We start from the raw sequence: 25198 nt of genomic DNA, 5'->3' as shown, positions 1-25198 counted from the left end.
CGATGAGCGAACAGAGAAGCCCCTTCACCGACGCCCTGCTCCAGCAGCTCGAAGACGCGGGCCTTGATCTCCAGAAGCCGGCAACGATCGAGGAGGTGGCCCACATGCTGGGCGGTGCGCTCGACACGGTAGTGCGAATGCAGATGTCGGAGAAGGTCGTCGACGAAGCGCTTCGCGAGATGAAGCGCCGGCGATGAGGAGACACCCATGATCGAGTGGCCCGAAGGGCTCGAGCCCTACCGGATGGACTGGGGGCGCGTGTTCAACAACCGTGCGTTCACCTCGCCGTTCAACAACTCGCAGCAGATCCGCACGTACCCGGGCGCCTACTGGCGCTGCTCGCTCCAGTTTCGCAACCTGTTCGAGGACGAGGAGCGCCGCCTGACGTCGTTCGTCGGCCAGCTCCAGGGCATGGCCGGTACGTTCAAGCTCTACCCGTGGCGCCGGGCGCGGGCAACGGCTGCCGGCACCGCCCGGGTCAACGGTAATGGCAATGCCGCCGGCACGGTGCCGAGCCGAGGATGGCGGGCGAGCACGACAGTGCTACACGCCGGCGACTACATCACGATCAACGACCAGCTGCTCGAGGTGGTCGCCGACGTGAAAAGCAACACCCAGGGCAACGCCACGATTCAGGTCGCGCCGTGGCTGCGCACGCCGCCCGCCGACGGCGCCGAGATCAACTACACGCGGCCCTACGCGGTCATGCGGCTGACGAGCGACGAGCACGACATGTCGGTCGAGTCGCTGATCGCCGGCGGGTCGATCGACTGCCGGGAGGCGTTCTGATGTCTGCGTTCCCGTTTTCCGACTCGATGGTCGAGCTGCTCAGCCGACCCACGGTGCGCCTGTGTTACGCCTGCGAACTCGATTTCCAGTCCGGCATGGTGCGGGCACACACCGGTACCGGGCCGCTGATCATCGACGGCCAGACGTTCTACGGCGTCGGCACGTTCGGCGACATCTCGACGACGAAAGAGCGGCTAGATAGTGGGTCACCCTCCAGCGTCTCTCTGACACTCTCCGGGCTCGACGAGCAGCTGATCGCCGGCACCCAGGTAGAGCGCTGTCGGGGGCGATTCGGGCGGCTGCTGCTCGTCGCGATCGACGATGACGGCAGCTATGCGGCAGACATTCTGTTCAGCGGCAAAATGGACGCCGCGCAATTCTCGTTTGCCGGTAGCGATGGCGGGGAGGGCGGTACCGACAACGCCATCAGCGTCGAGATCACCGACCGAATGGCCGACTGGCAGCGGAAAGGCACCGAGCGCTGGACCGACGAGAACCACCGCTCGCGCCATTCCGGTGATCGGTTCTTCTTCGCCGTGGCGCAGCTCGCCGACTGGCCGATCTACTGGGGCGCCAAGAAAGACGCCCCGAGCTTCACGTATCCTAAGTAGGTCCTTTAACTCAGGAGCCGACTATGGAAGACACGAAGCACTTACCTGAAACCGAATTCCTTGAGGAGCTGAGGAAGTGTTCGGTTGGTGATGAGGTTTTCGTAACAGTGAAAGATGCCTCTTACCTTGGTGAGTTACAGCAGCTTGATGATGACCATCTTATTATTCGAGGAACGATGGTGATGTCTTCGCCAGTGGTGAATGGGAAACCGTCCATCCCCGGCGATATCAATGGAGTCCCGATCCCACTGGAGTGCGTCACGGGGTTTGCACGTGACGGAATCGACTACGAGAAAGAAAACGGAGTCTAGAGCTCGCATGAACCGACACCCCAACTGGCCACGCCAGCTACAGCAGACCCTACAAGCCGCCCGCGAGGCGGCTTTTTTTTGGGGCGAAAACGACTGCTGCCTGTTCGCCGCCGACTGCTGCCGGGCGGTCTGCGGCGTCGACCCGGCGGAGGCGTACCGCGGCCGCTATCGCACGGCGGTCGGTGCCAAGCGTGTGCTCGCCAATACCCACGGCAGCCTCGAGGCGGCATGGGATGCCTGTTTCGAGCGCGTGCCTGTCACTCAGGCGATGCGTGGCGACGTCGTGCTGTTCGATGCCCCACTGGGGCGCTGCATCGGGGTCGTCTGGTCCGGCGGCATCTGGTGTGTGACCGAAGAGGGCGCGACGCGAGCCAACGCCGCGCCGCTGATTGCCTGGCGTGTCGAAGCCCGCGACGAGCAGAACGAGGAGTAACCGATGGGTAAGGCAGTCAAAGCGGTTGCGTCGGTCGCCGTCGGCGTTGCCGTCGGGTTCGCTACCGGGAATCCCTACCTGGGTGTAATGGCCGGCGGCGCGATGTTCGCGGCTGGCTCGCTCACGCCGGAGGTGGATCAGGGCGTCAGCTCACAGACCGAGCTCAAACAGGTCATCCGCTCCAGTAAGGAGCCCGCGCACTACCAGTTCGGCCGCTGCGCCGTCGGCGGCCTGCTCGCTTGGGCGCAAGAGGAGGAGGGCGACCAGACCAAGCGGGAATGGCTCTATCTCGTCTACGTGCTGAGCGAGGGGGAGATCGAGTCGATCGACGAGCTCTATCTCAACCAGGAGCCAATCGCCGATGCCGGCGATCGCGCAACGTGGGCGCTGATTCGCAACCCGAGCAGCGCCGACCCGTACCTCCTCGAGAACTCGCCCGACTGGCGCGACAACCAGGTCGGGCACGGGCTGAGTTATGCCCGCGTCTCGCTGCGCTACGACCGCGACTATTTCGCCTCCGGCATCCCGACGCCGCTGTTCGTGCTGCGCGGCAATCGCGAGATCTATGACCCTCGCGATGAGTCCACTGGCTACAGCGAGAACGCCGCGCTCGTCATCCTCTGGTATCTGCGTACCCGGCTGCGCGTGCCGGATGATGAGATCATCTGGGAGATGTTCGTTTCCAGCGCCAACGTCAGTGACGAGGTCATCGAGACGCCCAGCGGCGACACCGAGCGCCGCTACACCATCGGCGGCGGGTTCAAGGCCGACGCCCGCAAGGACCGCGTGCTGGCCGACATGGAGGCCGCGTGCGCCGGCAAAGTCGTCCGGATCGGCGGGCGATTCGGCCTCGTTGTCGGCGCCTACTACGGCCCCTACGAGTTGACCATCGACGAGTCGATGGTGGTCGGCACCGTCAGCGGCCAGACCGAGACGTCCCAGGCCGACGCCGTCAACGTCATGCGCGGCAAATTCATCGACCCCGACCAGCGCTGGACGGAGACCGACTATCCGGCCGTGCGCGTCGATGAGTGGGTCGAGCAGGACGGCGGCGAGATCGAAGACACGCTCGACCTGCCGTTCGTTTTCTCCCCCTACCAGTCGCAGCGCCTCGCCAACATCGCGCTGCGCCGGAAGCGGGCGGGCGGGATGCTGACCCTGCCGCTCAACTTCCGCGGCTACGCCTGTCGGCCCGGTCGCGTCGTCCGCGTGCGACTGCCGTCGCTCAACATCGACGGCGAGTTTCGCGTCGAGGACTGGGATTTTCACGGCGACAGCGGCTGCAAAGTCACGCTCGCCGCTGAGGACCCGGAGATCTACGACGACGCCGTCGGCGAGCCCTATAACCCGCTAGGGTTTATCTCGCTGCCCACCGGCGGCATTGCCGCGCCGGCGGGGCTGACCTACACGCTGGAGGCGATCGGCGAGACCGTGCAGGGCCGACTCGACTGGTCAGCCGTCAGTGGCGCGCAGAGCTACAGCGTCGTCCTGCGCGCCAATGGTGAATCAGTGCAGGCTATCGAAGTGCCGCCGAACTCGACCACCTGCACCATCGGTGGCCTGCCAGCGGGACAGTACGTCGCCGAGGTGCGCACCCGCGGCTCGTTCGGCCAGTCAGGCGCCGCGACGGTCACGTTCAGCGTCAACGCGCCACCGATGCCCGATAGCGTGCTGGTGCAGGCCACCAATACCGATATCACGCTGATCCCGCGTCTCGACTGGCGCGGCACGCCGGTATCGTTCCGCTTCTACTACTCGCCGTCGCCGCTCGAGCTCAACGCCGTGCGCGGTAGCGCCCAGCTGCTCAGCACCGGCGCGACGCTGGTGCACACCGGCCGCAGCTTTGGCACGACCTATTACTACTGGGTCGAGAGCGTCAACGCCTACGGCCATAGCGACCTGCTATTCAAGGAGGTGGCAACGACCAGTGATTTCAATGAAATTTTCGGCGCCATTCAGCAAAACATCGAGGGCGAAGGGACTCTCTACGACACGATCGTGAACGGCGTTTCACCGGGCGTAATCGACGAGGTCGGCGGGCAAATCGGCGAGGCCGCTGAGCAGGCCGTGGCGCCGTTTCGTGACGAGCTCGACGCGAACACGGATTCGATCGGGGAGCTACAGCACGCAGACCAAGAGACCGCGCTCAAACTGCTCTTGCTCAAGGCTGGCGGGGAGGCATCGGCGTCGACGTTACGCGTCGAGCAGATCGTTCGCGCGGATCTCGCGCAGCAAGTAACGACGCTGGAAACCGGGCAATCGAGTCTGACTCAGCGACTGACTACTGCGGAAAATTCGCAGGGGTCAATGTCGCAGCTGCTGACTCAGCTGCAGACCGCGCAAGCCTCGGTCGAGGATAATCTCTACACGCTATGGGACCCGGAAACTGAGTCGTTCACGTCGACAGCGATCCGAACCGTCGACGTCGGCGGTCGTAAAGCCATCCTTGGTATGCAGTCTGACGGTCAGACGGCAGCGATAGGCGCCATCGCCGATCAGTTCTACGTCTATAACGAAGTGTCGGGCGAGATGGTGACGGCGTTTGTCGTAGAAGACGGCCGCGTCGTCATGCCAGAAGCGCTGATCGGTAAGCTGAATGTCAATAAGCTGGTGACAGATACCGGCGAGACGCTGGTGGAAGGTGGGTACATAAAGACCCAGTTTATCGACGCTGATAGCCTCGAGGTCGACTGGGCGAACATCAAGAATGTAAAAATTAAATCAGCGATGATCGACGACGCTGAAATTGATGGCGCAAAAATTAGAAACGGTACAATCGACACGCTACAGATTAAGGGGGGCGCAGTCACAATCAGTGATTCGACAATTAACAGCGGCCGGGTAACCCTCCCGAGTAGCGATGGGGACCACGATTGGAGGACGATTGCTGAATTGGACTTTAACCCCCAGGGTAACGATGTAAAGGCGACTGCTGCCTTCGTCTGGTATTTGCTTGCAAAATCAGACGGCGATGGAAAAGATTATGCTCGAGCCAGCATGTTGTTGAGGATTTCTGTGAACGGTAGCCCTGCCTACCAGTGGGACAGGGCACACGACAGGCTGCTTGATCTAAGAAAGGAGGACCGCAGCAACCCGAGGGTTGAGGGGAGCGGCCACTTGAATTTGCCGATCAAGTTTAGTGGTTGGAATGGCTCAAGAACAGTTCGCCTAGAAGCGTCGACGTCTTTTAATTTGCAAGGGAATTTAAGTAGGGGCAGCGCTTGGGTAGAGGAAATCTACTTTGATCTCGACTCAACCCGCGTGTAGGTCGAACCAAATATCCATAGCCGCCTTCGGGCGGCTTTTTTATGCCCGGAGGAAACATGGCGAACGACGGCACAGTCGACCAGCAGCAGTTGCAAGAGACGATCAACGAGGCCTATCAGACCGTCAGCCAAATGGTCTCTAAAATCTTGTCAGCCGCGCAGGTCGCAGACGACCGTACGCTCGGCGATTTGTCGCTCTATTCGACAATCGAGGCCGCGATCAATGCGGGGCAGTTGGGCAGTCCGGCGGCAGTAAGAGACGGCATTGGGTTCAGCAACGCGACTCTTTCGGAGATCGTAAAGTTCGGCCTCGGTAACAAGGGCGCTCAGCCAACTTGGCCGAAAAACAGCATGGATGATGACCCTACTGATATTTCTGCGGGCGGCTACCGGGCCACGTCAAATATAGCAGGTAGACCGGGTGGGGTATCCGGCACATTGTATATTAGTGGCTATAACTCCGGTGTGGCCAACCTACTTTACCTGGAAAACGACGATGACGACCCGCGTGCGTGGAACAGGAGTTTTGTAAACGGGGACTGGTCGGAGTGGAAGCTATTTTCGCCGCCAAAAGTTTATAAAAACGCTAATGGCTGGATTTTGAGGTTCCCCAACCGCATCCAGGTTTGCATTAGTTTTCTCCTCACTTTGACCTTCGATAACAGCAACAGGCTAGGGACAGACTGGACACTACCAGCAGAGTTTGAAAAATGTTTTGTGGTCCTCCCTGCTGCCGACTGGGGGGCTATTGCGTCTTCTGCTCGCATGTACAGAGCGACACTGAGAGGTGACACCTCTCAAGCAGGATCAGGCACTCGTATCGCCGCATGGTCTGGGTACGGGGAGACTTTTGAAACAGACGACACTTACCCGGATTGCCGTGCCGTTGCTATCGGAGTCTATTGATGAAGATCGTTTATACACCTCAACTCGCTGAGTTTACTGTCGACTACTCGTTCAAAAACGAGACTATTACAGCGTCGATTGGCGGCGCTTCCGACAGCGTCGATTTCTCTTCGCTCACAGCAGGCCGGTGTCGTGCGGGTGAGATTGAAACTAGCCTGCCGCGTGATGTTTTCCGCGGCGCCGAGCGAACTGAATCCGGCGAGCTGACGATCTGGCTACTCAATCCATACCCCGAGCGTCTAATCCGAGAGGACGACGAGAGCGATCAGGATTACGCCGAACGGCGGGCTGAGTGGCAGCGCCGGCAGGAACAATACGAGGAGATCGTCTAATGGGTCGCATTGTGAGACAAACCCACACGCCGACTGCCGCTGAGAAACTCGAGCGCGAAAAATCTAGAGCGCTCGCCGCGCTTAATGACGACTACGAGGCAGACGCCGCGCCGCTGGTGCGGGACTACCCGCAAACCGAGCGCCTGAGCTGGGATCGCCAGCTCAATGAGGCGCAGGCGTATCAGCAGTGGCGAGATGCCGGCGAGGGCGAGCCACCGGCAACGCCGACGCTCGAGAGCATCCTGCGCGGCCGCAACGGCCCGGATGGTAGCGAGACGCTGGCGGATCTCGTCGACGCTGTACTACGCCGCGCGGATCGGTTCCTCGAGTGGCAGGAAATGACCGGCATTCGCCACCGCGGCGAACGCATGATTGAAAACGCCGAGACAATCGACGCCGCCCGCGCGGTGACGTGGGAGAGTTTGCAGAAAACCGCCGCCGGCTGAGCCGGGCAGAGAGAGGAGCGACCGGCGTGGGTGGTGCAACACTCACGCCGGACCCGACAAGCAGAGCACGCCTGCAAGCCGGCCAGGGCTCCCCGCCTCGCGCGAGGCAGGGCGAGTCTAGGCCAATGGTCCACGCGACAACAGGCTTGACATGGCAATCACCGACATTCGATGCAGCGGCTGTAGCCGCTTGCTGGCCCGTGCTGGCGGGTTCCAGCTGCTCGAAATCAAATGCCCGTGCTGCGGGCGCATTCACACCGAGAGGGCCACGAGCCCCAACCCCCGGAGAGTATCTCGTGGCTCAACCCATCATCCCCTGGATGGGCGGCAAGCGCCGCCTCGCTAAACGCATCACCCGTCTCATGCCGCCCCATAAATGCTACTGCGAGCCGTTCGCCGGCGGCGCGGCGGTGTTCTTCCTGCGCGATGACCCCGCACCCGTTGAGGTCATCAACGACGTCAACGGCGACCTGGTCAATCTCTACCGCGTCGTGCAGAACCATCTCGAGGAGTTCGTCCGGCAGTTCAAATGGGCGTTGAGTAGCCGGCAGATTTTCGAGTGGCAGAAAATGACCCGGCCGGAGACGCTGACCGATATCCAGCGCGCGGCGCGGTTCTACTACCTGCAACGCCTGGCATTCGGCGCGAGACCTACAGGGCAGGCTTTTGGCACCGCCACCACGGCGCCGCCTGGGCTCAATCTGCTGCGTCTCGAGGAGACGCTGTCAGCGGCGCATCTGCGGCTATCGCAGACGTTCATCGAGCATCTGAGCTGGCAGGATTGCGTGAAGCGCTATGACCGGCCTCATACGCTGTTCTACATGGACCCGCCCTATCTCGAGACGGCGGGCTACGGCGTCGAGTTCGGGCTCGAGCAGTACAAGCAGATGGCGGAGACGATCGGGCAGATGCAGGGGCGGGCGATTGTCAGTCTCAACGACCACCCCGAGGTGCGCCGGATCTTCGCCGGGTTTCATATCGAGAGCGCCGACATTCGCTATACCGTCGGCTCCGGCAACGGCAAGGCGGCCAAGGAGGTGATCATCTGCAACTGGGCGGTAGACGCCTAGACGCCTCGGGCCGGTCGTTTGATCGGCCCGGCTGCCGCCGGAACCTGCCGAGGAATAATAGAGCGCCTCTTCATGGTATCAGCGGCGGAAGCACTGCCCGGCCCCACTGGGGCCGGGTTTTTGCGTTTTAGAGCTGCCTTTTGATCGGGCCGGCTGCCGGGGCGCCGGGCTCGGCGAATCGCCAGACCTGCACCGCGCCGGGTTCGTTGCAGAGCAGTACCCGCTCATTCGTCAGATCACCCCAGCGGACGGTCTCGGGCGTTCTCGAGATCGTCACGCGCCCGCTGTACAGCTCGCCCCGGTAGAGGGCGTGATATTCGATCATGCGATCGCACGGCGGCCCGTACTGATCCCGCAGTCGCCAGCCCCGCGTGAGCAGTCTGTCCCGCCATTCGCGAACGTAGTCCGGCAGCGCCAGGGCGTTGCTATCCCGCCCCGACATCGTCGCCGCTCTCACGCTGCACCTCGGCGAACTCCCCGCACCACAGGCAATGCCCCGTGCCGTCAGGCATCACCGCGAGCCCGGTGATCGCCTCTAGATTCGCGTCACTCTCGACTGCACCGCACGCCCCACACTCGAAGTCGACGCGCTCGCGGCAGGTGGTGATCGTGATCACGACACCGCCTCGGCTTCTTCCGGGTTCCACTCGATGCGCGCCTCGGCATCTCCCTCGCGTTCGACGCTGACGTAATCGAGCTCGCTGAACTCGTCGAGTATCTGATCCCACGCCGCCGGGTCGTCTTCATCGAATCGGTAGAGAGTGATCGTGTATTGATCGCGCTCCCGCGCTTTCGCGACCTGCTGCTGGATGCGAGTCGCGAGACGGTCGTAGCCGGACGGGCGTTTTTGCTTCGCCATGAGTGGTTCTCCCTATGCTGATACTGTATGCGCGTACAGTATTTACAAGGGCGGGTCGGTAGGCAAATAGATGAATTCGTCTATACGGGGTGGGTATGCATTTGTGGGCCTATCGATCGGTAACGCCCGGCGTGACTATTTCGTGCGCTATCTCGTCGTCTCGCGGGTGTATCTAGTCGTATTCCGTCGCATAGTCACGGGGCCAAATGACCTAAGTGATTGATATTGCTAGGCGCGGCTCTAAGATACCCGCCCTCCGAAGGCAGGGGTCGAAGGTTCGAATCCTTCTGGGCGCGCCAAGAACATTGCGAGAGCCGCCATCTGATCATTCAGGTGGCGGCTTTTTTATGGATACGTGCCGCCCTCGGCGACCTTTCCGACGTCACGGCACTGCCAACCGGCTGTGGATAGCTTGGCGCGGGTAGCGGGTGTGGAAAACCACGCCGTCGATGCGGGGTCGAGAGTTCCAGTCAGCGGTCAGCGGCGGAGAACGATGTGAAAAAGGTCTTGATGAGCGCCTGCCTGCTCGGAAAGCGCGTTCGATATGATGGGGGCGATCTCACCCTGGACGACCGGATTGTCGCGAGGTGGCGATCGGAGGGTCGCATCGTCTCGGTTTGCCCCGAGGTTCAAGCAGGCATGAGTATCCCGAGAAAGCCGGCAGAGATCGTGAGCGGCACCGGAGATGCCGTCCTCGAGGGAGAAGCCGCTGTCATCGAGAAGGAGGGCGACGATGTCACCGCCGCTTTTATCGAAGGCGCTCGGATCGCGCTGGATCTTTGCCAGCGATTCGACATCGACCTCGCCGTGCTGGCGGAATCGAGCCCGTCCTGCGGAACGATATCGATCTACGATGGCAGCTTTTCCGGTGAAACGATTCCCGGTAGGGGCGTTACGGCCGCGCTACTGAGCCGGCACGGCGTGCGCGTCTTCAGTCAGCATCAGATTGTCGAGGCAAACGACGCCATTCTCGCGGCGGGTGCGTAGCGGGCTTGCTCGAATAGACGACGCTGAGCCCTCATCGAGACGTTGAGCGTGTCGCCGCCTTGACGAGGGTAGTGGAACACGGGCTTCCGCTCGCTGGCAGGCCGGGGATTACCGTGCCGAGGTTTTCGTGGATACCGTGGAGCGAGCCGACCGGCATTGGTGCGAGAGCCCAATACAAAAACCGCGCTCGAGGCGCGGTTTTATTCGTACGGGGCCGAAAACGTCGACCTACCCGCCGGGGAGTTGGTCGGTGTCGCCAAGATAGGCCACGATGGCATCGAAGCGCAGGGTATAGAACGTTAGTGCGTCTTCGTGCTTCTCCAGCCATTCGCCCCCTTTTTGCCGACGAATCGCGTCGCGCAGCCGGTCGGCAAAATCTTCCGTGCTCACCTGGCGTCCCCGAATCTGCAGGAAGTCATAGCAGCACTGATGAAAGCGTTTGTCGTCTTCTGGGCTATGTGAAAGCCAGGAATCCGCCTTGAACCAGGGCTCGAAGGCTTCGACTAATGTCATGGGCATAGCGTATCTCTCTACAGTCCTTTCGTTCTGGATCGTGTCATCTGCAGCCACCCGGACAATGACGCAAGCCCCGCTGTCATGTCGCGAGAAGCCGCTTTATGCACTTCCCACCGTCTCGTCACGGTACCGCTCTCGTTCTTGAGGGCGTCGGAGACTATTACCGTCTGTCTCCGCGCTGCTGCCGTCAAGGCGATTCACTATCGACGAGGGAAATCCGAAGCAGACTTCACAAGTGTTACGTCTGACATCCGCGGATGGTTGCAAATTAAAATTAGATTTCAGGGTTTTTTCGCGAAAGTCGCCAACGATAATTAGCGATGGATGAGCGTCAGGCGGTGACCCGATAAGGGGTTATAAGCCACCTTAGCCGGCGATGGCACTTTCAAGTGATAGACAGATATTGTCGACACGGCGCTGGCAATGACGATCGCTAAACGGCATAAGCTCATACTTTTTCCAGTGCTTTGTGACAAACATCGAGAAGCGCTGGATGACGGGGTTTTTCCGAATAGTCGCCCTCGCGACAGCCGCTTTTCCGAGGGAGGTGTGTCCTCATTGGCGATTAGGGGCAATCCCGTGGCGGCGGCGGTGAGACACCGGTCAATGCGACGCGTGCTGCCTGTCGATGCGCCATTACCGCGAGGGAGCATTGGCCCTTCGCGACGAGATAGCGGCGTTCCGCTCGGCGTGCTGACGCTAATACTTTGCACTCTCGGGGTGCAGGCGGGGGCGATTTGGCACGACGTTGACACGAACGACCGATAACATTACATCTCGACACATATCTATCGCCAATACTTGATCTGGATAAACAATGGCGATTTGGAGACAGCGTATCGTGTGCCTACAGCGTCAGGAAGATGCTAAGCCAAGGATGGAATCGCGGGACGCGACAGCTCCACAAGGACGCATGGCAGGAAGCCATGGCAAGTATGCAAGGAAACGCAGCGCTATCAACCCGGCCCCAGTGGCCGGGTTTTCTCGTTTCAGGTCTGAAGAATCGCATGACTCGGCCTGACACGCCGTCATGTGAATTTTTCATGTTGCCCACCGCGCCCGTGTCGCCGGGCTCGGCAGCCCTGAGCATCAGCATCGATGCCGATTGACGGTTGCCGAACGCGCGCTCTCGCTAAATACTGTATTCAAATACAGTATTGGGAGGGCCAATGCCCCATGTCATCGATCACGTTCATCGGCGCTGCCTCGTCTGAACCCCCGCGACGCGCCATCCCCTGTGCCGATGTTCCGGTGCGCGCCGGTATCGCCGGCTTTGCCAGTCCGGCGGAGGATTACGCCGGCCGCTCGCTGGACCTGAACGAGCGCTACATCAAACATCCGGCGGCGACCTTCGTATTCGGCGTGACCGGTGACTCGATGGAGGCCTACCGCATCCACGAGGGAGACTACCTGCTCGTTGACCGGGCCATCACGCCGCGCCCCGGGCATATTGTCGTGGCGCTGGTCGAGGGTGAGCTGACGGTGAAGAAGTGGCTTCAGCGCGGGCGCTGGCACCTGCTCTGCTCCGGTGACGACCGCTACCCGCCCATTCCCATGAACGATGTCGAGACCCAGATCTGGGGCGTGGTGCGCTCGGGCCACATCGAGTTCCCGATATGATCGGCATCGTCGACTGCAATACCTTCTACGTGAGCTGCGAGCGGCTGTTCCGCCCTGAACTCGAGGGCTGCCCGGTAGGGGTGATGAGTAACAACGACGGCTGTGTCATTGCGCTATCCCACGAGCTCAAGGCGCTGGGCGTGACAATGGGAACGCCGGCCCATCATCTGCGTGACTGGGTCCGGCGTGGCGATATCACGCTCTTCTCGAGTAACTACGAACTCTACGGTGACATCAGTGCCCGGGTGCAGGCGGTGCTCGAGGCTTTCAGCGCCGGTATCGAGCCCTACAGCATCGACGAGTGCTGGGTGGATTTCTCCGGCTTCGCGCCGGGCCAGCTGGAAGCGCACGCGCGCGAGCTGCGCCGCCAGGTGAAGCAGTACACGGGCATTCCGGTATCGGTCGGTGTGGCGCCGACGCGCACGCTGGCCAAGGTCGCCAACCGCGCTGCCAAGAAGGTTGCCGGCTACGCCAACGTCTGCGTGCTCTATCCGAACAGCGCGCAGACGCAGGGACTGCTGCAGCGCTTTGCGCTCGACGATGTCTGGGGCGTTGGGCGCCGGTTGACGAAAACCCTCAACGAGATGGGGCTGGAGACGGCCTGGGATCTGCGTCAGCAGCGTGCCAAGGCGATCCGTCGGCGGTTTTCCGTCACGCTGGAGCGCACGGTGCTGGAGCTTCAGGAGACGCCAGCGATCGAGACCATGGGAATGGATTTCGCCCGCGAGCGGATCATGACCAGCCGCTCGTTCGGCAGGCTCACCGACGACAAGCGCCAGTTACGCGAGGCGATTCGCCAGCACGCCCAGCGCAGCGCGGAGAAACTGCGCAAGCAGGGGTCACTCTGCCGCGCCGTACTCGTCTTTCTACGCACCAATCCGCACCGGCAGGATCTGGCGCAGCACAACCCGAGCATGATCATCGAACTGAACCACGCGACCGATGACAGCCGCGAGATTGCCGCCGCCGCCACCCAGGTGCTCGAGCGTCTGTACGTGCCCAACCGGCTCTACATGAAAGGCGGGGTAATGCTGATGGAGCTCTGCGAGCGCACGACGGAGCAACTCTCGCTGCTGGAGGCACCGCCGGATCCGGGCCAGCGACAGCGTAGCGAGCGGCTGATGGGGGCAATGGATGCGCTGAATCAGCAGATGGGGCGTGGCACGGTCAGGATCGGCACGCCCACCCCGGGGGCGGCTTGGTTTCTGCGCTGCGGGCATCGTTCCCACCGGTATACGACGCGGTGGGATGAACTGCCCAGGGTGAGTGCCTAGGCCGGGCACGAAGAGCATCTGCCCAATCCCTCGGGCCCCCGCCGTCAGTGCTCCAGGTCACGAATCCACTGGTTCACCTGTCGTCGCTTCCAGCGCGTGGCGTAGCGCTTCGTCTCGATCGAGGCCGGCTGCAGCGCCTGACCCTCGTTGGTCTCCACCACATTGAAGGTTCTCGAGGCGCCGACGGGCTGATCCTCACTGCCGTAAACCGCAATGACCCGGATCTCTATCGCCTGAAGCTGATGCCCGTCATTCGCTTGCGGGCCATCGGCCGGAATGTCGTAAGCCTGCAGCACCGTTTTGACGGTGTCGGCAAAGGAGCCGATGTGGCTGTAGCTGCCAGAAAGCATAGGGCCCTGGCGAGTCACTTCGTTGAGGTTTTCCCAGTTGTCGAGATTGTCATCGTCGCGGGAGGGGCCGAGATCGGTCAGATCCTTGATCAGTACGCCTTTATCGGTATGCAGCGCGGCAACCAGATGCTCGATGAAGATCGATTCCGAACTCATGTTGCTGATCACGCAGCGGGCATTCAGGTCACTGCCGCCGCCCCGGTTGACGATGATCTTGGGCTGGCGTTGGCGTTTGAAGCCCTGATAGAGCATCTGCAGGTAGACCAGCCACAGGACGAACGTCAAAAAGCTCGAGATCACCGAGAGGGCGCTGCTGTTGTTGGAAATCCATTGCCACATAAGAGCTCGTTAGCGTTCTTGCGTCGTGGTGTGAGATGGCATTAAAGCTAGCACTCGAACGCGCACGGCGCCGGGATCGGCAGCGGGATGCCGTCGCGTTCAGTTCGCCGTCTGCGTCATGCTGTCCACGACCTCGAGCTCGAGTTCCACTCCCAGCCGTTCGAGCATTCGGCGGAAATCAGTGACGGCGTAGCGGGCATCCTCGGTCACGAGTGTCCTCACACGGCCTTTTCCCTCCTCGCTCTCCCCCAGTTCGGCGACGATACGTTCGGCGGGATCGAGAAAACGACAGCCAGGGCGGGCACGCTCGAAGAACGGTTTGAGCCACGGCAGGTGGGTGCTGGAGAGCGTGAGCACGTCGATTGCTGGCGCGCGCTGAAAGAGCGCGTCGATGAAGGCGTCGACGTGTGCCTGCGTACCCGTCGGGTCGAACAAGAAGGCGCCGCTCTCCACCAGCTCGACCATGGAGGAAGCGTCGATGGCGGTCACGGTCGCTTCCGGTGGGCGGTTGGCGGCGATGAAGCGCTGTAGCCCGTCGCTGTCGATCAGCGAGGTCACGCCCATGATGCCCACCTCTCGGCTGCAGGAGCAGGCGATCGCTTCCGCAAGCGGGGGAAAAACGCCGTAGAGCGGGACCGTTGTCAGGGAGCGGACAGTCTCGAGCACGGTGATGGAAGGCGCGTTGGACGCCATGACGATGGCGCTGGGGTCGAAGCGCTCCAGGTAGTGAAGAGTGCTTGCCATGATCGCCGTGAGCGCCTCCGGCGACTTCGCGCCGTAGGGGAAGCTGGCGCGATCCGCGAAATAAACGATGTCCTGCCGAGGGCGCTGACGCTGAATTTCGGCCACGATGGCGTAGCTGCCAATACCGGCGTCGAAGACGGCAATGGGGCGGTGAAGGCGATGGGCAGGCATGGTGGCTCCAGGTCGGCGGGCGACGGGGCAATGTCGCGAGTCGACAGACTAATCGCTCGAGCCAGTGTGGCGCACGCAGGGGAGGTCGCGAATGTCTAAGGCAAGGGCATAAAAAAGCCGCGCAGGGCGCGGCGAGAAAGGATCGAATGTCATCAGGCGGCGGGGGAGCCCGGTCTATCGCTTGGCGCCGAGCGCCTTCCGCCCCTGATACGACGACTCGCGAGTCTTGAGCCGCCGCGCTGTAAAGGCAATCCATGCCTAGGACTGAAACTTCCGTCTCGATACCGCTGTCGGTCCGTGTCAGCGATGTAAGGAGAATGACACGTCGGAAAAAGTTGTACAAGTTATAATTCGGTATCGGTTTTTACGTTGGATCTTTCGGCCAGGGTGGGGGCGCTGATCGAGCCCTGTCGGGCATGCCTCTGTGCGGCACGCAATGCGGTCGATTGTTATCTTAAATAGTTGAAAGACAAGGAATCGAAAGATTTTGAGTCGAGCCGTCGAGCCGGTGCCGGCTACCCGGCATGATCCGCGTGAACTGAAGAAGGCGACGCGAGGAGTCAGGCAGTGGCAGCCGTCGATCTTGTACAACTTTTGGGAGGCGGCGTCGTTGCCGGTTATGACGTCGGATCGGTCAGCTCGCGCTTGCCGATGGCGATCGTGCGAGGGGGACGACCGTCGCCAAGCCGCTGATTTTATAGCGGTGTTACATGGGGATACAATTAAGTTTTCTTAAATCGCATAAATCGATATCGCTAATCGGGTCTGGCGGTTAGGGTGGCGCCATCCAAGGAGTGGATACTCGCAAGGAACGGAAAACGGAGTTTTTCCTGCCACGGAAATACGGTTTGCGAGGGCCGTGACAGTCAGCACCTGTCGGCAAGTGCTGATCGAGGGTCATGCCGTTAACGTCACGGCCCTCTCCCATCTCTGGTATCAGCTTCCCTGCGCTGATGCCGCTCGTTTCCCCCAGCCAGAACCGCCTCAATGGCGATCTTCTCGATCTTCGCTGTCAATGCCACTTGTGACGATTGCGCTTCGTTCCTGCCATGACGCGTCGTCATCCGACTTGCCTGTATCACGCCTGACGTTCGAGCGCGCTTCACGACGCCTTTGCTCGGCCTTCGACCCGAACGACCCCGGCAGGTCTGGGCGCGGGAAGTCGGAACGAAAAAAACCGGAAGCCCTGAGGCTTCCGGTTCTTCGTTCTGCCGAGCGATTCGGCGTCGGCGTCTTCGCGTTACAGGGTTGCGAAGTTGACGTCGCCACGCGTGCCGGCCTGATCGACGTTCTCGAGTGCCTGCGAGGCTGCCACCGAGTGGCCCTGGCCGACGAGTTCGGTATTGCCGCTCTGGATGTGCGTCTGCTGCTGCGTCGAATGAGCGACGTTGCCAAGCGCTTCATCAGTGGCAACGGAGTGTCCGCCGCGAACGGTGTCGACTGAGTACTGCGTCGGCAGTGCCTGGTACTCGGCGGTCTGCTCAACGTTGAGCGATTCACTGTGCAGCGCGAACAGGCGCTCGTTGACGGCGCTGTTGGCCTGAGCGACGGCCGGCAGGGCGGCGGCAATGGCGATAGCGGCGAGAGTGCGAATTTTCATGGGTGACCTCCAATAATGTCGTTGTTGCAGTGGCCTCATGGCCTCAACCTGTGCGCACATTATGAGAGGTGTTCCGTTAGGCTGCTAATCAGAAGCAGTGAATTCGACTATCGATAGGATTGATACGAAGATCTAATGGTTATTATGCCTTGAAGCTACCGGAAGATTTGTCGTTGCGACACCGAGTGTCGCATTTCTGCTCACTGCGACTCGACGAGCTGCCACCTTTACCCGGTGTGAGGCCCCTCTGGCACCTAGTGAGTCTTGCTTTCCGAATGATGACTGCCGGCTTCGTCAGCGTAGGGCGAGGTCGGGCTGTTGAACCGTATCGATACGTCCGCATAATGCCGTCCTGCCCAACCGACCGAGAGTGCCACCATGTCCAATCCGCCCCGGGAATCTCAATCCACGACCGAGACCGAGTCGCTAGCCGGAGTGGGTGAAGTCGCCTATCTCCGCGTGGATCGCGTGACCGACATCGGCGCGTTTCTCAAATGGGGGCGGCCCAAGGATCTGCTGTTGCCGTTCGGTGAGCAGCGTTTTCGCCCCGATGCGGGAAAGCGCGTGCTGGTCATGATCTATGTCGACGATCAGATGAGGCCGGTCGCCAGCATGCGTCTGGATCGCTTTTTGAAAGACGAGGCTCAGGGGCTGAAGAGCGGGGATCGCGTCGATCTGACCGTTGCCGATCTCACCGATCTCGGCGCCAAGGTCATCGTCAATCACCGCTTCTGGGGGCTGCTCTACCAGGACGACATCAGCCGGCCGCTGCGCCGAGGCGACCGCACCGAAGGCTACGTTAAACGCCTGCGCGAGGATGGTCGGCTCGACGTCTCCCTGTTGCCGCCGGGCGAGTCGCGGCTGGATGTCGTCGGTGAGAAGGTGCTGGCGGCGCTCACCGCCAATGAGGGCTTCCTGCCGCTGGGGGACAAGAGCCCCGCTCCCGAGATCAAGGCGCGGCTTGGCGTCAGCAAGAACGCCTTCAAGCAGGCGATCGGCCGGCTCTACAAGCAGCGTCGAATCGTCATCGCCGAGGAGGGGATTCGCCTGGCTGACGACTGAGCGGTCAACGCGACGGCGCACCCCTTCGCCGCTGATGAAGGTCGTGGCGTGAAGGAAGGCCGGGTCGACGACGAGCTGTCATCGATTTGATGGAGCAGTGCCGGGCGATCGCGTTTGATGCCAAACGATGTGTCGACTATGAGTGATAGCGGGCGCGGCGCTGATTCGATTCAGCCCGCCTTATCACAAGCGAAGGAGCGCATCTCATGGTCGAGAAGACGACGATCCATCCGCAGCAGCAAGCGTGGCCGGGGACGGAAGGCAAGATGCAGCCGCCGGCGGAGTTCATCCGACCGGGTTACCGTGGCAGTGACAAGCTCAAGGACAAGGTCGCACTGATCACCGGGGCCGACAGCGGCATCGGCCGGTCGGCGGCGATCCATTTCGCCCGCGAGGGCGCCGACGTGGCGGTGATGTACCTGAGCGAAGACGAGGACGCCGAGGAGACGAAGCGTTTAGTCGAAGCCGAGGGACGGCGCTGCACGCTGATCGCCGGCGACATTCGCAACGCCGACTTCTGCCGTCAGGCGCTCGAGCAGGTCATCGAGACGTTCGGCAAGCTCAATATTCTGGTCAACAATGCGGGCACCCAGGCGGTCAGCAAGGACATGACCGAGCTGAGCGACGCCCAGTGGGAAGAGACCTTCGCCACCAACATGCACGGCATGTTCTACCTCTCCAAGGCGGCACTCGCCTACCTAGGTGAAGACGACATCATCATCAACACCACCTCGATCAACGCCTACATCGGCCCCGAGTTCCTGATCGATTACAGCGCGACCAAGGGCGCGATCGTCAGCTTTACGCGGGCCCTGTCGAATCAGGTCGTCGGTCGCGGTGTGCGCGTCAACGCCGTCGCCCCGGGGCCGGTCTGGACACCGCTGCAGCCGGCAACGCTCGGCGCCTACGATCCGCAGATGCTCGAGGATTTCGGCGCCGGCACGCCGATGGGCCGTGCCGCCCAGCCCTCCGAGCTCGGCCCCTGTTACGTCTTTCTGGCCTCGCTCGACTCGTCGTTCATCAGCGGTCAGACGTTGCATCCCAACGGCGGGACCGTGGTCAACGGCTAGTCGAGAGCATCGAACTTTCGCCCTGGCCCGCCGCGCGACACCGCCCGGTGGGCCAAGGTGGAATGGACATTCTGCGTCCAAGCATCATCAATAGTGGCTGAATGCTGACTGCGCGGGGCTAAGGAGGCCCTGAATCTATGTTCGGTACGACCTCTAATCTTCCCCCGCGTGTCGATAGCTGGCTCGACCGTCCGGGGCATCATCACTGGCTCGAAAGCGAAGGCCAGCGCCTGCTGGCCTTCTACCGTGCGTCGCGTCATCCCGAATGCGGTTTCGCGGCGCTGGACGATGATGGCCGGCTACCCGAGAACGCCGTGCCCGACACCATGATCACCGCGCGCATGACCCACTGCTTTGCGCTGGCGGCGATGCGCGGTGAGCCCGGCGCGATGCCGCTGGTGAGCCACGGTGTGGCGGCGTTGAAGGGCGAGCTTCGCGACGCCACCCACGGTGGCTGGTACGGCACCCGGCCCGGCCCGGAAACCTCGACCACCAAGCAGGCGTATATTCACGCCTTCGTCGCGCTCGCCGCGGCCAGCGCCTGGCAGGCAGGGGAGGAAGAGGCCGAGCCGCTGCTCGACGAGATCGTCGAGATCATCGAGACCCGCTTCTGGGACGAGGAAGAAGGCCGTCTGCGCGAAGGGTTCTCCCGCGACTGGCGCGAGGACGAGGCGTATCGCGGCGGCAACAGCAACATGCACGCCACCGAAGCCTTCCTGCAGCTCTCCGACGTGTTGGAGGAGCCCCGATGGCGCGCGCGCGCGCTCTCCATCGTCGAAAAGATCATTCACGACCACGCCGAGCCCAACGGCTACCGCGTGGTCGAGCACTTCGACAGCGAGTGGAACGAGTGGCGCGAGTACAACCGTGACACCCCGAAGGACCCGTTCCGGCCCTTCGGTGCCACGCCGGGGCACGCCTTCGAGTGGGCGCGTCTGATGCTGCACCTCGAGGGCGGGCTGCTGCGTCACGGTGAAACCGTGCCCGGCTGGCTACTGGAGGATGCTCGCGGCCTGTTCCATTGCGCCATCGAGCTTGCCTGGAACGTCGACGGGGAGCCCGGGCTCATCTACACCCATGACTGGGACAATAAGCCCGTGGTGCACGAACGCATGCACTGGACGCTGGCCGAGGCCGCCGGCACCGCCGCGCTGCTGTTGAAGCGCACCGGCGATGCGGCGTACGAGGTCTGGTATCGCCGGCTGTGGGACTACATCGACCGCTTCATGATCGACCGCGAGCGGGGTAGCTGGTGGCAGGAGCTCGACCGCCACAACCGGCCCTCGAGCGAGGTGTGGTCCGGCAAGCCGGATCTCTACCATGCCTACCAGGCGACGCTGCTCCCGCGTCTGCCGATTTCCCCCACCCTGGCGCGCGCCATCGCCGAAGGGGCGCTGTAGCCGGCATGTAGCGGGGTGGCAGCGCTGCCCGAACCGCGCTTGCCGCAATCGATCAACCGGCCCGGCACCGTCAGGTGCCGGGCTTGGTGCGTCAGTCGGCTTTCAGCAGGGTGCTGTACTGCGGCGTGATCTGCGACAGCACCACCAGGGCCCCCGCCCCGAGGGCCACGCTGTCCAGTCCGGCAGTACCCGCCTGCACCCGCGGTAGTGCGCGTTCGGCACGTTGACTGATGGAGTGATGCAACGGCGCCAGGCCTTCCAGTAGCTCACCGAGCAGCCGCTCGGGCAGCAGCCCGCTGATCACGATGCTCTGGGGATCGAACAACGATTCCAGAATGCTGATGGCCTGCCGCATGGCCGGCATCGCCTCCTCCAGCCACTGCCGCGCCCCCCGTTCGCCCGCGGGTGACCGAAAATCCTCTTCGGTCAGTATGTGGTCGGCGGACAGCCCCATGTATTCCAGCAATGCAGAGATCGAGACGTGACGCTCGAGGCAGCCCCTGTTGCCGCAATGACAGGGCTTGCCATCGGGAACCACGACCATATGGCCGATCTCGCCGGCGTTGTTCCGGTGCCCCGTATACAGATGATTGTCGAGATGAATCCCGGCCCCCAGACCGCTACCGATCAGCAGGTGAACGAAGTGATGCAGTTCACCGGCCACGCCGAACAGGCGTTCTCCCATGCAGGCAGCGGCAGCATCGTTCTCGATCAACACGGGTAGGCCGGTCGCGGTGCGGACGCGTTCGATTGCCTCTCGCGTTCCCCAGCCGGCCAGTCCGGTCGGCCCTGCCGCCGTCATGCCCTCGACGCCGAAGGGGCCGGGCAGGGCGATGCCCACGCCCAGCAGCGGCGGGAGGTCGGCTCTGAGACGAAATCGTCGAATCATCTCGAGCATCCGCGGCAGCGCATCGTCGAGTGTCGGGTAGTGCACAGCCTGGTGGGCGCGATCGAGCGGCTCGCCGGCAATGTCGATGACCACGGCGATGATCTGATGCTGCTCGATGTGGAAACCGATGGCAGCGCCGCCGGCGGGATTGAGCGAGTAGGGCGTCGGAGGCTGACCGCGCCCGGCTTTCTCGGGCGGGTGTTCCTTGACCCACCCCTCCGCGACGAGCTCGACCATGATGTTGGATACGGTCTGGGCGGTGAGCGCCGTGCGCCGCGTGAGCTCGGCTCGCGTCAAGCGCCCGGCTTGTCGCAGCGCGTCGGTAATGACGCGACGATTGTGCCGTCGGGTGTACTCGGCGTTGGTGCCAGTGGTCATGGGGTATCGCCACGAGAAAGAGGATCGAGTCTTGCGTCCCGATTTAATTCAATCAAGTTGAATTAATAACTGGCCTCATGCTTTGATAGCCGGATCGCTCGCCCTGGTGGGGGCGGACGAGCTAACGACACAGTGGAGGCAGTGCGCCGCAGCGTGGCCCTGAGACACAGTGTCAAAAAGCAGCAATAACAAGGACAAATTGACATGTCTGACCCTGTTACCCCTGAGGCACGACCAACCGGTCTGAAAAAGAAACTCGGTCTTCTCCCTGCCACCGCACTGAACATGAGCCAGATGTGCGGCGTCGGCCCGTTCATCACCATTCCCGCGATGATCGTCGTGATGGGCGGCCCGCAGGCCTACCTGGGGTGGCTGCTGGGGGCGCTACTCGCGCTGTGTGATGGACTGGTATGGGCCGAACTTGGGGCCTCGATTCCCGGCGCTGGCGGGACCTACGTCTACCTGCGCGAGGCGTTTGGTAAACGCACCGGGAAACTGCTGCCCTTTCTCTTCGTCTGGACGGCGATGCTGTTCGTGCCGCTGATCATGTCGACCGGCATTATCGGCTTCGTTCAGTACCTGGACTGGTTCTGGCCCGACATGAGCCGTTTGACCGGTGATCTCATTGGGTTGGCCGTGATCTGGGCAATCATTGGACTGCTATGGCGGCGAATCGAGTCGATCGCGCGCTTGGGGATCGTGCTCTGGATCGTGATGCTGGTGAGTATCGGCTGCCTGATCGCAGCATCGTTCGGGCACTTCAATGTCCAGCAGGCGTTCAGTTTTCCCGAGGGTGCCTTCGATCTCACCAGCCGCCAGTTCTGGTTCGGGATGGCTGGCGGCCTGACGATCGGCATCTACGACTACCTGGGATACAACACATCGGCCTATCTGGCGGGTGAAGTGGAGCAGCCGGGGCGCGTGATTCCCAAATCGATCATCTTCGCGATCCTCGGCATGTTGGTCATCTACATGACGATGCAGATGGGTGTGCTCGGCGTGGTCGACTGGCACCGGATGCTCGATCCCGCGTCGCCGGCCTTCAACTCGGTAGCCTCCGTGGTTCTCAACGAAACCTGGGGGGGAACGGCTGCCAACATCGTCACGATACTGATCCTCGTCACCGCCGTAGCCTCGGTCTTCGCTGGCCTTCTCGGTGGCTCGCGAATCCCCTATGAGGCGGCACAGGACGGGGTCTTCTTCAATGCCTTTGGCCAACTGCATCGTCGACACGGCTTTCCGGTTGCCGGCCTCTTGAGCATGGGGCTACTGACATCACTCGGCTTCATGCTGGGCCGATTCACGGATCTGTCGACCGTCATTCAACTGCTGACGACGGTCATGATCCTGGTGCAGTCCGTTGCGCAGATCGCGGCGCTATTCGTCCTGCGGCGCCAGCGCAAGGAGCTTCCTCGGCCCTACCGCATGTGGCTCTATCCGATACCCGCTGTCATTGCCCTGGTCGGCTGGGTCTACATCTATCTGCTGGCCGACAGCAATGCGCCGGGCATCCATCCGATCGAGTGGTCGCTGGTGTGGGGCGCGCTGGGAACCATCTGCTTTCTGCTGTGGGCGCGTTCGCATCGGTTGTGGCCGTTCCGCGCGCAGGCATCGCTTAGCCCATCCGAGTGAGGACATCCGTTGCAACATCAAGCGCTCATCGCCATCGATGTCGGTGGCACCAAGAGTCTCGTGGCGTGCGCCGACATCGCGACCGGAGAAGTCCATTCGATGCGGCTGCCGACACACCTGCCTGGCGAGAACGGTCGTCAGACGCTGGAGCGATTGTGCTCGGCAGCCCGAGAGTTGACGCCTTCAGGTCGAGAAATTGCCGCCGCTGCAGCGGTCTTTCCTGGCGTCGTGCGTGACGGCGAGCTGACGCTGTCGCCGAACACGCCAGCCTTGAATGGACTGGCGCTGGCGCCGCTCATCCGCGAAAGCCTGACGCCCGGGGGCAGCGAGCTACCGGTGCTGCTGGATAACGACGTCAAGGCGGGCGCACTCGCCGAATCACAATACGGCGCGCTCGCGGGGACGCGGCATGCGCTCTATCTCAATCTGGGCACCGGCCTGTCGGCGGCGTCCATCGTCGACGGTCGCGTCATGCAGGGTGACCGGGGGGCGGCCATGGAGATCGGCTACATGCTGTCGCCGTTTCTCACGCCCGATGCGCTGCTCGACGGCTCGCGTCAGTTACCGGGGGTCGCCCCGCTGGAGTCGATCTTTTCCGGCGGGGCGTTGGATGCCTGGGCGCGAGAGGTCTGCGGTGAGCAGGCCTGCGCGCAGGACCTGTTCGTCAGTCAGGATCCCGGCATCAGCGAGGCGCTGGACCGTCGAATCCTGGCCTGGGCCGCGCAGGTGACGAATCTTGCCGTGGCTCTGGACGTTAAGCAGATCGCCATGGCCGGGGGCATGACCCGCCATTTCGAGCGGTTAGCACAGGTATTGAATACCGTGCTGACCCGGTTTGTGCCGTTTCCACCGGCGGTCGTGATGGCCCGGTTCGCCGACGATGCGCCACTGCGCGGCGCCCTGGTCATGGCGTCGACTTCAGCGGGTCTGACGGGGGCCACGCTGGAGGATTTGAACCGCCAGCTCGACCGAGTGGGCGTGCGCCAGTGACCCGGTGGTGCGGGGCCAACCCGAAGACATCTCGGCCAGTCGAGACGATCATTCACGCTAACCAGGAGAGAACATCGTGTCTCTGATGCAAGAGGAAACCCGGGCGATCCCCGGTGTGCTGGAGCATATGCTCAGCGACCCCCGTCAGGTGCGAGAACTGGCCGAGCACTGGCGTCAGACGGCACCGGCGCTGGTCATGACGCTGGCGCGGGGAAGCTCTGCGCATGCCGCCGATTACGTCTCCCATTTGCTGATGCGACGACTGGGGTTGCCGAGCATGGCGATGCCGCTGTCACAGAGCGGGGTTTATGCCTCGCCACTGACACTCCCGCCGACCGCACTGCTGGCGTTCTCCCAGTCAGGTCGAAGTCCTGATCTTGTCACCGCCGCCCGATACCTCTCCCGCTGCGGCGGCTCGGCGGCGGCCGTGGTCAATACCGCCGGTTCGCCGCTGGCGGCCGTCGCCGATCGAGAGCTGCTGCTGGCCGCTGGCGAGGAGCGCAGCGTGGCGGCGACCAAAAGCTATGTGGCGATGCTGATGGCTGGCCTTCAGTTGGTGAGCGAGCTGGATCACACTGCCGACGCCGGCGAGCTGAGACAATCGCTCAACGCGCTGCCCGAACGGATGAGGGAAGCCCTGACGCAGGAGTGGCAGCTCGGCGTCGAGACACTAAGCGGTGTCGAACGGCTGCTGATCGTGGCGCGAGGGCCCTCGCTTGCCATCGCCCAGGAAATGGCGCTCAAGCTCAAGGAGACCTGTGGCATCCAGGCCGAGGCGTTCTCCAGCGCCGAGGTGCGTCATGGCCCCATGGAGCTGATCGTGCCCGACTATCCCGTACTGGTGCTGGCACCCGAGGGGGCCGAGCAGGCCGGCTCGCTGTCGTTTGCCGAGGAGATGCGCGCCCGGGGCGCCCGAGTGCTGGTCGTGGCCCCCGAGGGTCACCCCGCCGCCGATCTGCCATGTGTCGACACCGGCCATGCCTGCCTTCAGCCACTCTCCGTGATTCAGTCGGCCTACGTCATGATCGAGGCCCTGGCACGCCAACTGGGCCGGAGCCCCGATACGCCGATCTATCTGAGCAAAGTCACTCAGACGCTGTGACGCACTGAAAGCGCGATCACAGGACGCGTCGCCAGGGCCATGCCGCGCGGT

General features: G+C 62.4%; 28 protein-coding genes. 20 read left to right on the top strand and 8 right to left on the bottom strand.

The features are described from left to right. Positions 1-2 precede the first annotated feature (2 nt). The 11 genes from DOM41_RS01505 (at position 3) to DOM41_RS01455 (ending at position 8164) form a co-directional block, all read left to right on the top strand. Positions 3-197 carry a hypothetical protein gene (locus DOM41_RS01505; protein WP_110685070.1) on the top strand — a complete coding sequence of 65 codons (195 nt, stop codon included), beginning with the start codon at positions 3-5 and terminating at the stop codon, positions 195-197. A 10-nt stretch (positions 198-207) separates the two neighbouring features. Further along, positions 208-789, top strand: coding sequence for a hypothetical protein (locus tag DOM41_RS01500; RefSeq protein ID WP_110685069.1), 582 nt, complete (start codon positions 208-210; stop codon positions 787-789). Beyond that, entirely contained in the window at positions 789-1400 is a 612-nt protein-coding gene (locus DOM41_RS01495) for a hypothetical protein (protein WP_223160901.1), read from the top strand. The genes DOM41_RS01500 and DOM41_RS01495 overlap by 1 nt, the downstream gene beginning before the upstream one ends. A gap of 23 nt (positions 1401-1423) precedes the next feature. After that, positions 1424-1711: a hypothetical protein gene (locus tag DOM41_RS01490; protein WP_110685068.1), complete on the top strand. Its 288-nt coding sequence runs from the start codon at positions 1424-1426 to the stop codon at positions 1709-1711. Between the two features lie 7 nt (positions 1712-1718). Beyond that, positions 1719-2144, top strand: a complete 426-nt coding sequence (locus tag DOM41_RS01485) for a DUF6950 family protein (RefSeq protein ID WP_110685067.1) — start codon at positions 1719-1721, stop codon at positions 2142-2144. A gap of 3 nt (positions 2145-2147) precedes the next feature. Next, positions 2148-5411 carry a phage tail tip protein J-related protein gene (locus DOM41_RS01480; protein WP_110685066.1) on the top strand — a complete coding sequence of 1088 codons (3264 nt, stop codon included), beginning with the start codon at positions 2148-2150 and terminating at the stop codon, positions 5409-5411. 56 nt (positions 5412-5467) lie between these two features. Further along, entirely contained in the window at positions 5468-6316 is an 849-nt protein-coding gene (locus tag DOM41_RS01475) for a hypothetical protein (protein ID WP_110685065.1), read from the top strand. Continuing rightward, the gene (locus DOM41_RS01470) at positions 6316-6648 is read left to right on the top strand and encodes a hypothetical protein (RefSeq protein ID WP_110685064.1); all 333 of its coding nucleotides are present in this window, start codon (positions 6316-6318) and stop codon (positions 6646-6648) included. Before DOM41_RS01475 ends, DOM41_RS01470 begins: the two co-directional genes overlap by 1 nt. Then, entirely contained in the window at positions 6648-7094 is a 447-nt protein-coding gene (locus tag DOM41_RS01465; RefSeq protein WP_110685063.1) for a hypothetical protein, read from the top strand. The genes DOM41_RS01470 and DOM41_RS01465 overlap by 1 nt, the downstream gene beginning before the upstream one ends. A gap of 151 nt (positions 7095-7245) precedes the next feature. Then, the gene (locus DOM41_RS17920; protein ID WP_223160900.1) at positions 7246-7440 is read left to right on the top strand and encodes a Com family DNA-binding transcriptional regulator; all 195 of its coding nucleotides are present in this window, start codon (positions 7246-7248) and stop codon (positions 7438-7440) included. After that, on the top strand, positions 7391-8164 hold the full coding sequence (locus DOM41_RS01455) for a DNA adenine methylase (protein WP_110685062.1): 774 nt from the start codon (positions 7391-7393) through the stop codon (positions 8162-8164). The genes DOM41_RS17920 and DOM41_RS01455 overlap by 50 nt, the downstream gene beginning before the upstream one ends. Before the next feature lie 127 nt (positions 8165-8291). On the opposite strand, the gene DOM41_RS01450 is transcribed toward DOM41_RS01455, so the two are convergent. From DOM41_RS01450 to DOM41_RS01440, 3 genes are read right to left on the bottom strand one after another with little or no spacing between them, the layout of a single operon-like run. Beyond that, positions 8292-8606 carry a hypothetical protein gene (locus DOM41_RS01450; RefSeq protein WP_110685061.1) on the bottom strand — a complete coding sequence of 105 codons (315 nt, stop codon included), beginning with the start codon at positions 8604-8606 and terminating at the stop codon, positions 8292-8294. Continuing rightward, positions 8590-8781 carry a hypothetical protein gene (locus DOM41_RS01445; protein ID WP_110685060.1) on the bottom strand — a complete coding sequence of 64 codons (192 nt, stop codon included), beginning with the start codon at positions 8779-8781 and terminating at the stop codon, positions 8590-8592. The genes DOM41_RS01450 and DOM41_RS01445 overlap by 17 nt, the downstream gene beginning before the upstream one ends. Then, positions 8778-9023, bottom strand: a complete 246-nt coding sequence (locus DOM41_RS01440) for a DUF1654 domain-containing protein (RefSeq protein WP_110685059.1) — start codon at positions 9021-9023, stop codon at positions 8778-8780. The genes DOM41_RS01445 and DOM41_RS01440 overlap by 4 nt, the downstream gene beginning before the upstream one ends. A gap of 495 nt (positions 9024-9518) precedes the next feature. Here DOM41_RS01440 and DOM41_RS01430 point away from each other — a divergent pair, with 495 nt between their 5' ends. Continuing rightward, positions 9519-10010: a 2-thiouracil desulfurase family protein gene (locus DOM41_RS01430; protein ID WP_425353261.1), complete on the top strand. Its 492-nt coding sequence runs from the start codon at positions 9519-9521 to the stop codon at positions 10008-10010. Between the two features lie 228 nt (positions 10011-10238). Here DOM41_RS01430 and DOM41_RS01425 read toward each other — a convergent pair whose 3' ends face one another. After that, entirely contained in the window at positions 10239-10529 is a 291-nt protein-coding gene (locus DOM41_RS01425) for a hypothetical protein (RefSeq protein WP_110685058.1), read from the bottom strand. Positions 10530-11702: 1173 nt separating this feature from the next. On the opposite strand from DOM41_RS01425, the gene DOM41_RS01420 reads away from it, so the two are divergent. Beyond that, complete coding sequence (locus DOM41_RS01420; protein ID WP_110685057.1) at positions 11703-12146, top strand: LexA family protein; 444 nt, start codon at positions 11703-11705, stop codon at positions 12144-12146. Beyond that, entirely contained in the window at positions 12143-13420 is a 1278-nt protein-coding gene (locus DOM41_RS01415; RefSeq protein WP_110685056.1) for a Y-family DNA polymerase, read from the top strand. Before DOM41_RS01420 ends, DOM41_RS01415 begins: the two co-directional genes overlap by 4 nt. A 44-nt stretch (positions 13421-13464) precedes the next feature. On the opposite strand, the gene DOM41_RS01410 is transcribed toward DOM41_RS01415, so the two are convergent. The 3 genes from DOM41_RS01410 to DOM41_RS01400 all read right to left on the bottom strand — a co-directional run bounded on the left by DOM41_RS01410 (position 13465) and on the right by DOM41_RS01400 (position 16624). After that, positions 13465-14109, bottom strand: coding sequence for a hypothetical protein (locus DOM41_RS01410; protein WP_110685055.1), 645 nt, complete (start codon positions 14107-14109; stop codon positions 13465-13467). 99 nt (positions 14110-14208) lie between these two features. After that, the gene (locus DOM41_RS01405) at positions 14209-15024 is read right to left on the bottom strand and encodes a glutamate racemase (protein ID WP_110685054.1); all 816 of its coding nucleotides are present in this window, start codon (positions 15022-15024) and stop codon (positions 14209-14211) included. Between the two features lie 1240 nt (positions 15025-16264). Further along, the gene (locus DOM41_RS01400; RefSeq protein ID WP_110685053.1) at positions 16265-16624 is read right to left on the bottom strand and encodes a hypothetical protein; all 360 of its coding nucleotides are present in this window, start codon (positions 16622-16624) and stop codon (positions 16265-16267) included. A 378-nt stretch (positions 16625-17002) separates the two neighbouring features. On the opposite strand from DOM41_RS01400, the gene DOM41_RS01395 reads away from it, so the two are divergent. The 3 genes from DOM41_RS01395 to DOM41_RS01385 all read left to right on the top strand — a co-directional run bounded on the left by DOM41_RS01395 (position 17003) and on the right by DOM41_RS01385 (position 20156). Beyond that, entirely contained in the window at positions 17003-17686 is a 684-nt protein-coding gene (locus DOM41_RS01395; RefSeq protein WP_110685052.1) for a CvfB family protein, read from the top strand. Positions 17687-17892: 206 nt separating this feature from the next. Continuing rightward, the gene (locus tag DOM41_RS01390; RefSeq protein WP_110685051.1) at positions 17893-18756 is read left to right on the top strand and encodes an SDR family oxidoreductase; all 864 of its coding nucleotides are present in this window, start codon (positions 17893-17895) and stop codon (positions 18754-18756) included. A gap of 137 nt (positions 18757-18893) precedes the next feature. Further along, positions 18894-20156: a D-mannose isomerase gene (locus DOM41_RS01385; RefSeq protein WP_110685050.1), complete on the top strand. Its 1263-nt coding sequence runs from the start codon at positions 18894-18896 to the stop codon at positions 20154-20156. Between the two features lie 91 nt (positions 20157-20247). Here the strand turns inward: DOM41_RS01385 and DOM41_RS01380 are convergent, their stop codons facing one another. Beyond that, entirely contained in the window at positions 20248-21423 is a 1176-nt protein-coding gene (locus tag DOM41_RS01380) for an ROK family transcriptional regulator (RefSeq protein ID WP_110685049.1), read from the bottom strand. Between the two features lie 204 nt (positions 21424-21627). Between DOM41_RS01380 and DOM41_RS01375 the strand changes: the two genes are divergently transcribed. The 3 genes from DOM41_RS01375 (at position 21628) to DOM41_RS01365 (ending at position 25147) form a co-directional block, all read left to right on the top strand. Beyond that, a complete protein-coding gene (locus DOM41_RS01375) occupies positions 21628-23055 on the top strand; it encodes an APC family permease (protein ID WP_110685048.1) in 1428 nt (475 codons plus the stop codon). A 9-nt stretch (positions 23056-23064) separates the two neighbouring features. Beyond that, positions 23065-24045 carry an ROK family protein gene (locus DOM41_RS01370; protein ID WP_110685047.1) on the top strand — a complete coding sequence of 327 codons (981 nt, stop codon included), beginning with the start codon at positions 23065-23067 and terminating at the stop codon, positions 24043-24045. Positions 24046-24130: 85 nt separating this feature from the next. After that, positions 24131-25147, top strand: coding sequence for an SIS domain-containing protein (locus DOM41_RS01365; RefSeq protein WP_110685046.1), 1017 nt, complete (start codon positions 24131-24133; stop codon positions 25145-25147). The last annotated feature ends 51 nt before the right edge of the window (positions 25148-25198 follow it).

The sequence above is a fragment of the Salinicola aestuarinus genome (assembly GCF_003206645.1).
Taxonomy (GTDB): domain Bacteria; phylum Pseudomonadota; class Gammaproteobacteria; order Pseudomonadales; family Halomonadaceae; genus Salinicola; species Salinicola aestuarinus.
Note: the sequence above shows the minus strand (reverse complement) of the source record. Positions and strands in the feature narration are given on the sequence as shown.

Coding starts and splice junctions, on each gene's coding strand:
- DOM41_RS01500 (WP_110685069.1), top strand. CDS start 208: ATGATCGAGTGGCCCGAAGGGCTCGAGCCCTACCGGATGGACTGGGGG.
- DOM41_RS01495 (WP_223160901.1), top strand. CDS start 789: ATGTCTGCGTTCCCGTTTTCCGACTCGATGGTCGAGCTGCTCAGCCGA.
- DOM41_RS01490 (WP_110685068.1), top strand. CDS start 1,424: ATGGAAGACACGAAGCACTTACCTGAAACCGAATTCCTTGAGGAGCTG.
- DOM41_RS01380 (WP_110685049.1), bottom strand. CDS start 21,423: ATGACCACTGGCACCAACGCCGAGTACACCCGACGGCACAATCGTCGC.
- DOM41_RS01465 (WP_110685063.1), top strand. CDS start 6,648: ATGGGTCGCATTGTGAGACAAACCCACACGCCGACTGCCGCTGAGAAA.
- DOM41_RS01395 (WP_110685052.1), top strand. CDS start 17,003: ATGTCCAATCCGCCCCGGGAATCTCAATCCACGACCGAGACCGAGTCG.
- DOM41_RS01450 (WP_110685061.1), bottom strand. CDS start 8,606: ATGTCGGGGCGGGATAGCAACGCCCTGGCGCTGCCGGACTACGTTCGC.
- DOM41_RS01400 (WP_110685053.1), bottom strand. CDS start 16,624: ATGAAAATTCGCACTCTCGCCGCTATCGCCATTGCCGCCGCCCTGCCG.
- DOM41_RS01410 (WP_110685055.1), bottom strand. CDS start 14,109: ATGTGGCAATGGATTTCCAACAACAGCAGCGCCCTCTCGGTGATCTCG.
- DOM41_RS01420 (WP_110685057.1), top strand. CDS start 11,703: ATGTCATCGATCACGTTCATCGGCGCTGCCTCGTCTGAACCCCCGCGA.
- DOM41_RS01415 (WP_110685056.1), top strand. CDS start 12,143: ATGATCGGCATCGTCGACTGCAATACCTTCTACGTGAGCTGCGAGCGG.
- DOM41_RS01505 (WP_110685070.1), top strand. CDS start 3: ATGAGCGAACAGAGAAGCCCCTTCACCGACGCCCTGCTCCAGCAGCTC.
- DOM41_RS01385 (WP_110685050.1), top strand. CDS start 18,894: ATGTTCGGTACGACCTCTAATCTTCCCCCGCGTGTCGATAGCTGGCTC.
- DOM41_RS01375 (WP_110685048.1), top strand. CDS start 21,628: ATGTCTGACCCTGTTACCCCTGAGGCACGACCAACCGGTCTGAAAAAG.
- DOM41_RS01470 (WP_110685064.1), top strand. CDS start 6,316: ATGAAGATCGTTTATACACCTCAACTCGCTGAGTTTACTGTCGACTAC.
- DOM41_RS01475 (WP_110685065.1), top strand. CDS start 5,468: ATGGCGAACGACGGCACAGTCGACCAGCAGCAGTTGCAAGAGACGATC.
- DOM41_RS01425 (WP_110685058.1), bottom strand. CDS start 10,529: ATGCCCATGACATTAGTCGAAGCCTTCGAGCCCTGGTTCAAGGCGGAT.
- DOM41_RS01405 (WP_110685054.1), bottom strand. CDS start 15,024: ATGCCTGCCCATCGCCTTCACCGCCCCATTGCCGTCTTCGACGCCGGT.
- DOM41_RS01485 (WP_110685067.1), top strand. CDS start 1,719: ATGAACCGACACCCCAACTGGCCACGCCAGCTACAGCAGACCCTACAA.
- DOM41_RS01440 (WP_110685059.1), bottom strand. CDS start 9,023: ATGGCGAAGCAAAAACGCCCGTCCGGCTACGACCGTCTCGCGACTCGC.
- DOM41_RS01390 (WP_110685051.1), top strand. CDS start 17,893: ATGGTCGAGAAGACGACGATCCATCCGCAGCAGCAAGCGTGGCCGGGG.
- DOM41_RS01480 (WP_110685066.1), top strand. CDS start 2,148: ATGGGTAAGGCAGTCAAAGCGGTTGCGTCGGTCGCCGTCGGCGTTGCC.
- DOM41_RS01365 (WP_110685046.1), top strand. CDS start 24,131: ATGCAAGAGGAAACCCGGGCGATCCCCGGTGTGCTGGAGCATATGCTC.
- DOM41_RS17920 (WP_223160900.1), top strand. CDS start 7,246: ATGGCAATCACCGACATTCGATGCAGCGGCTGTAGCCGCTTGCTGGCC.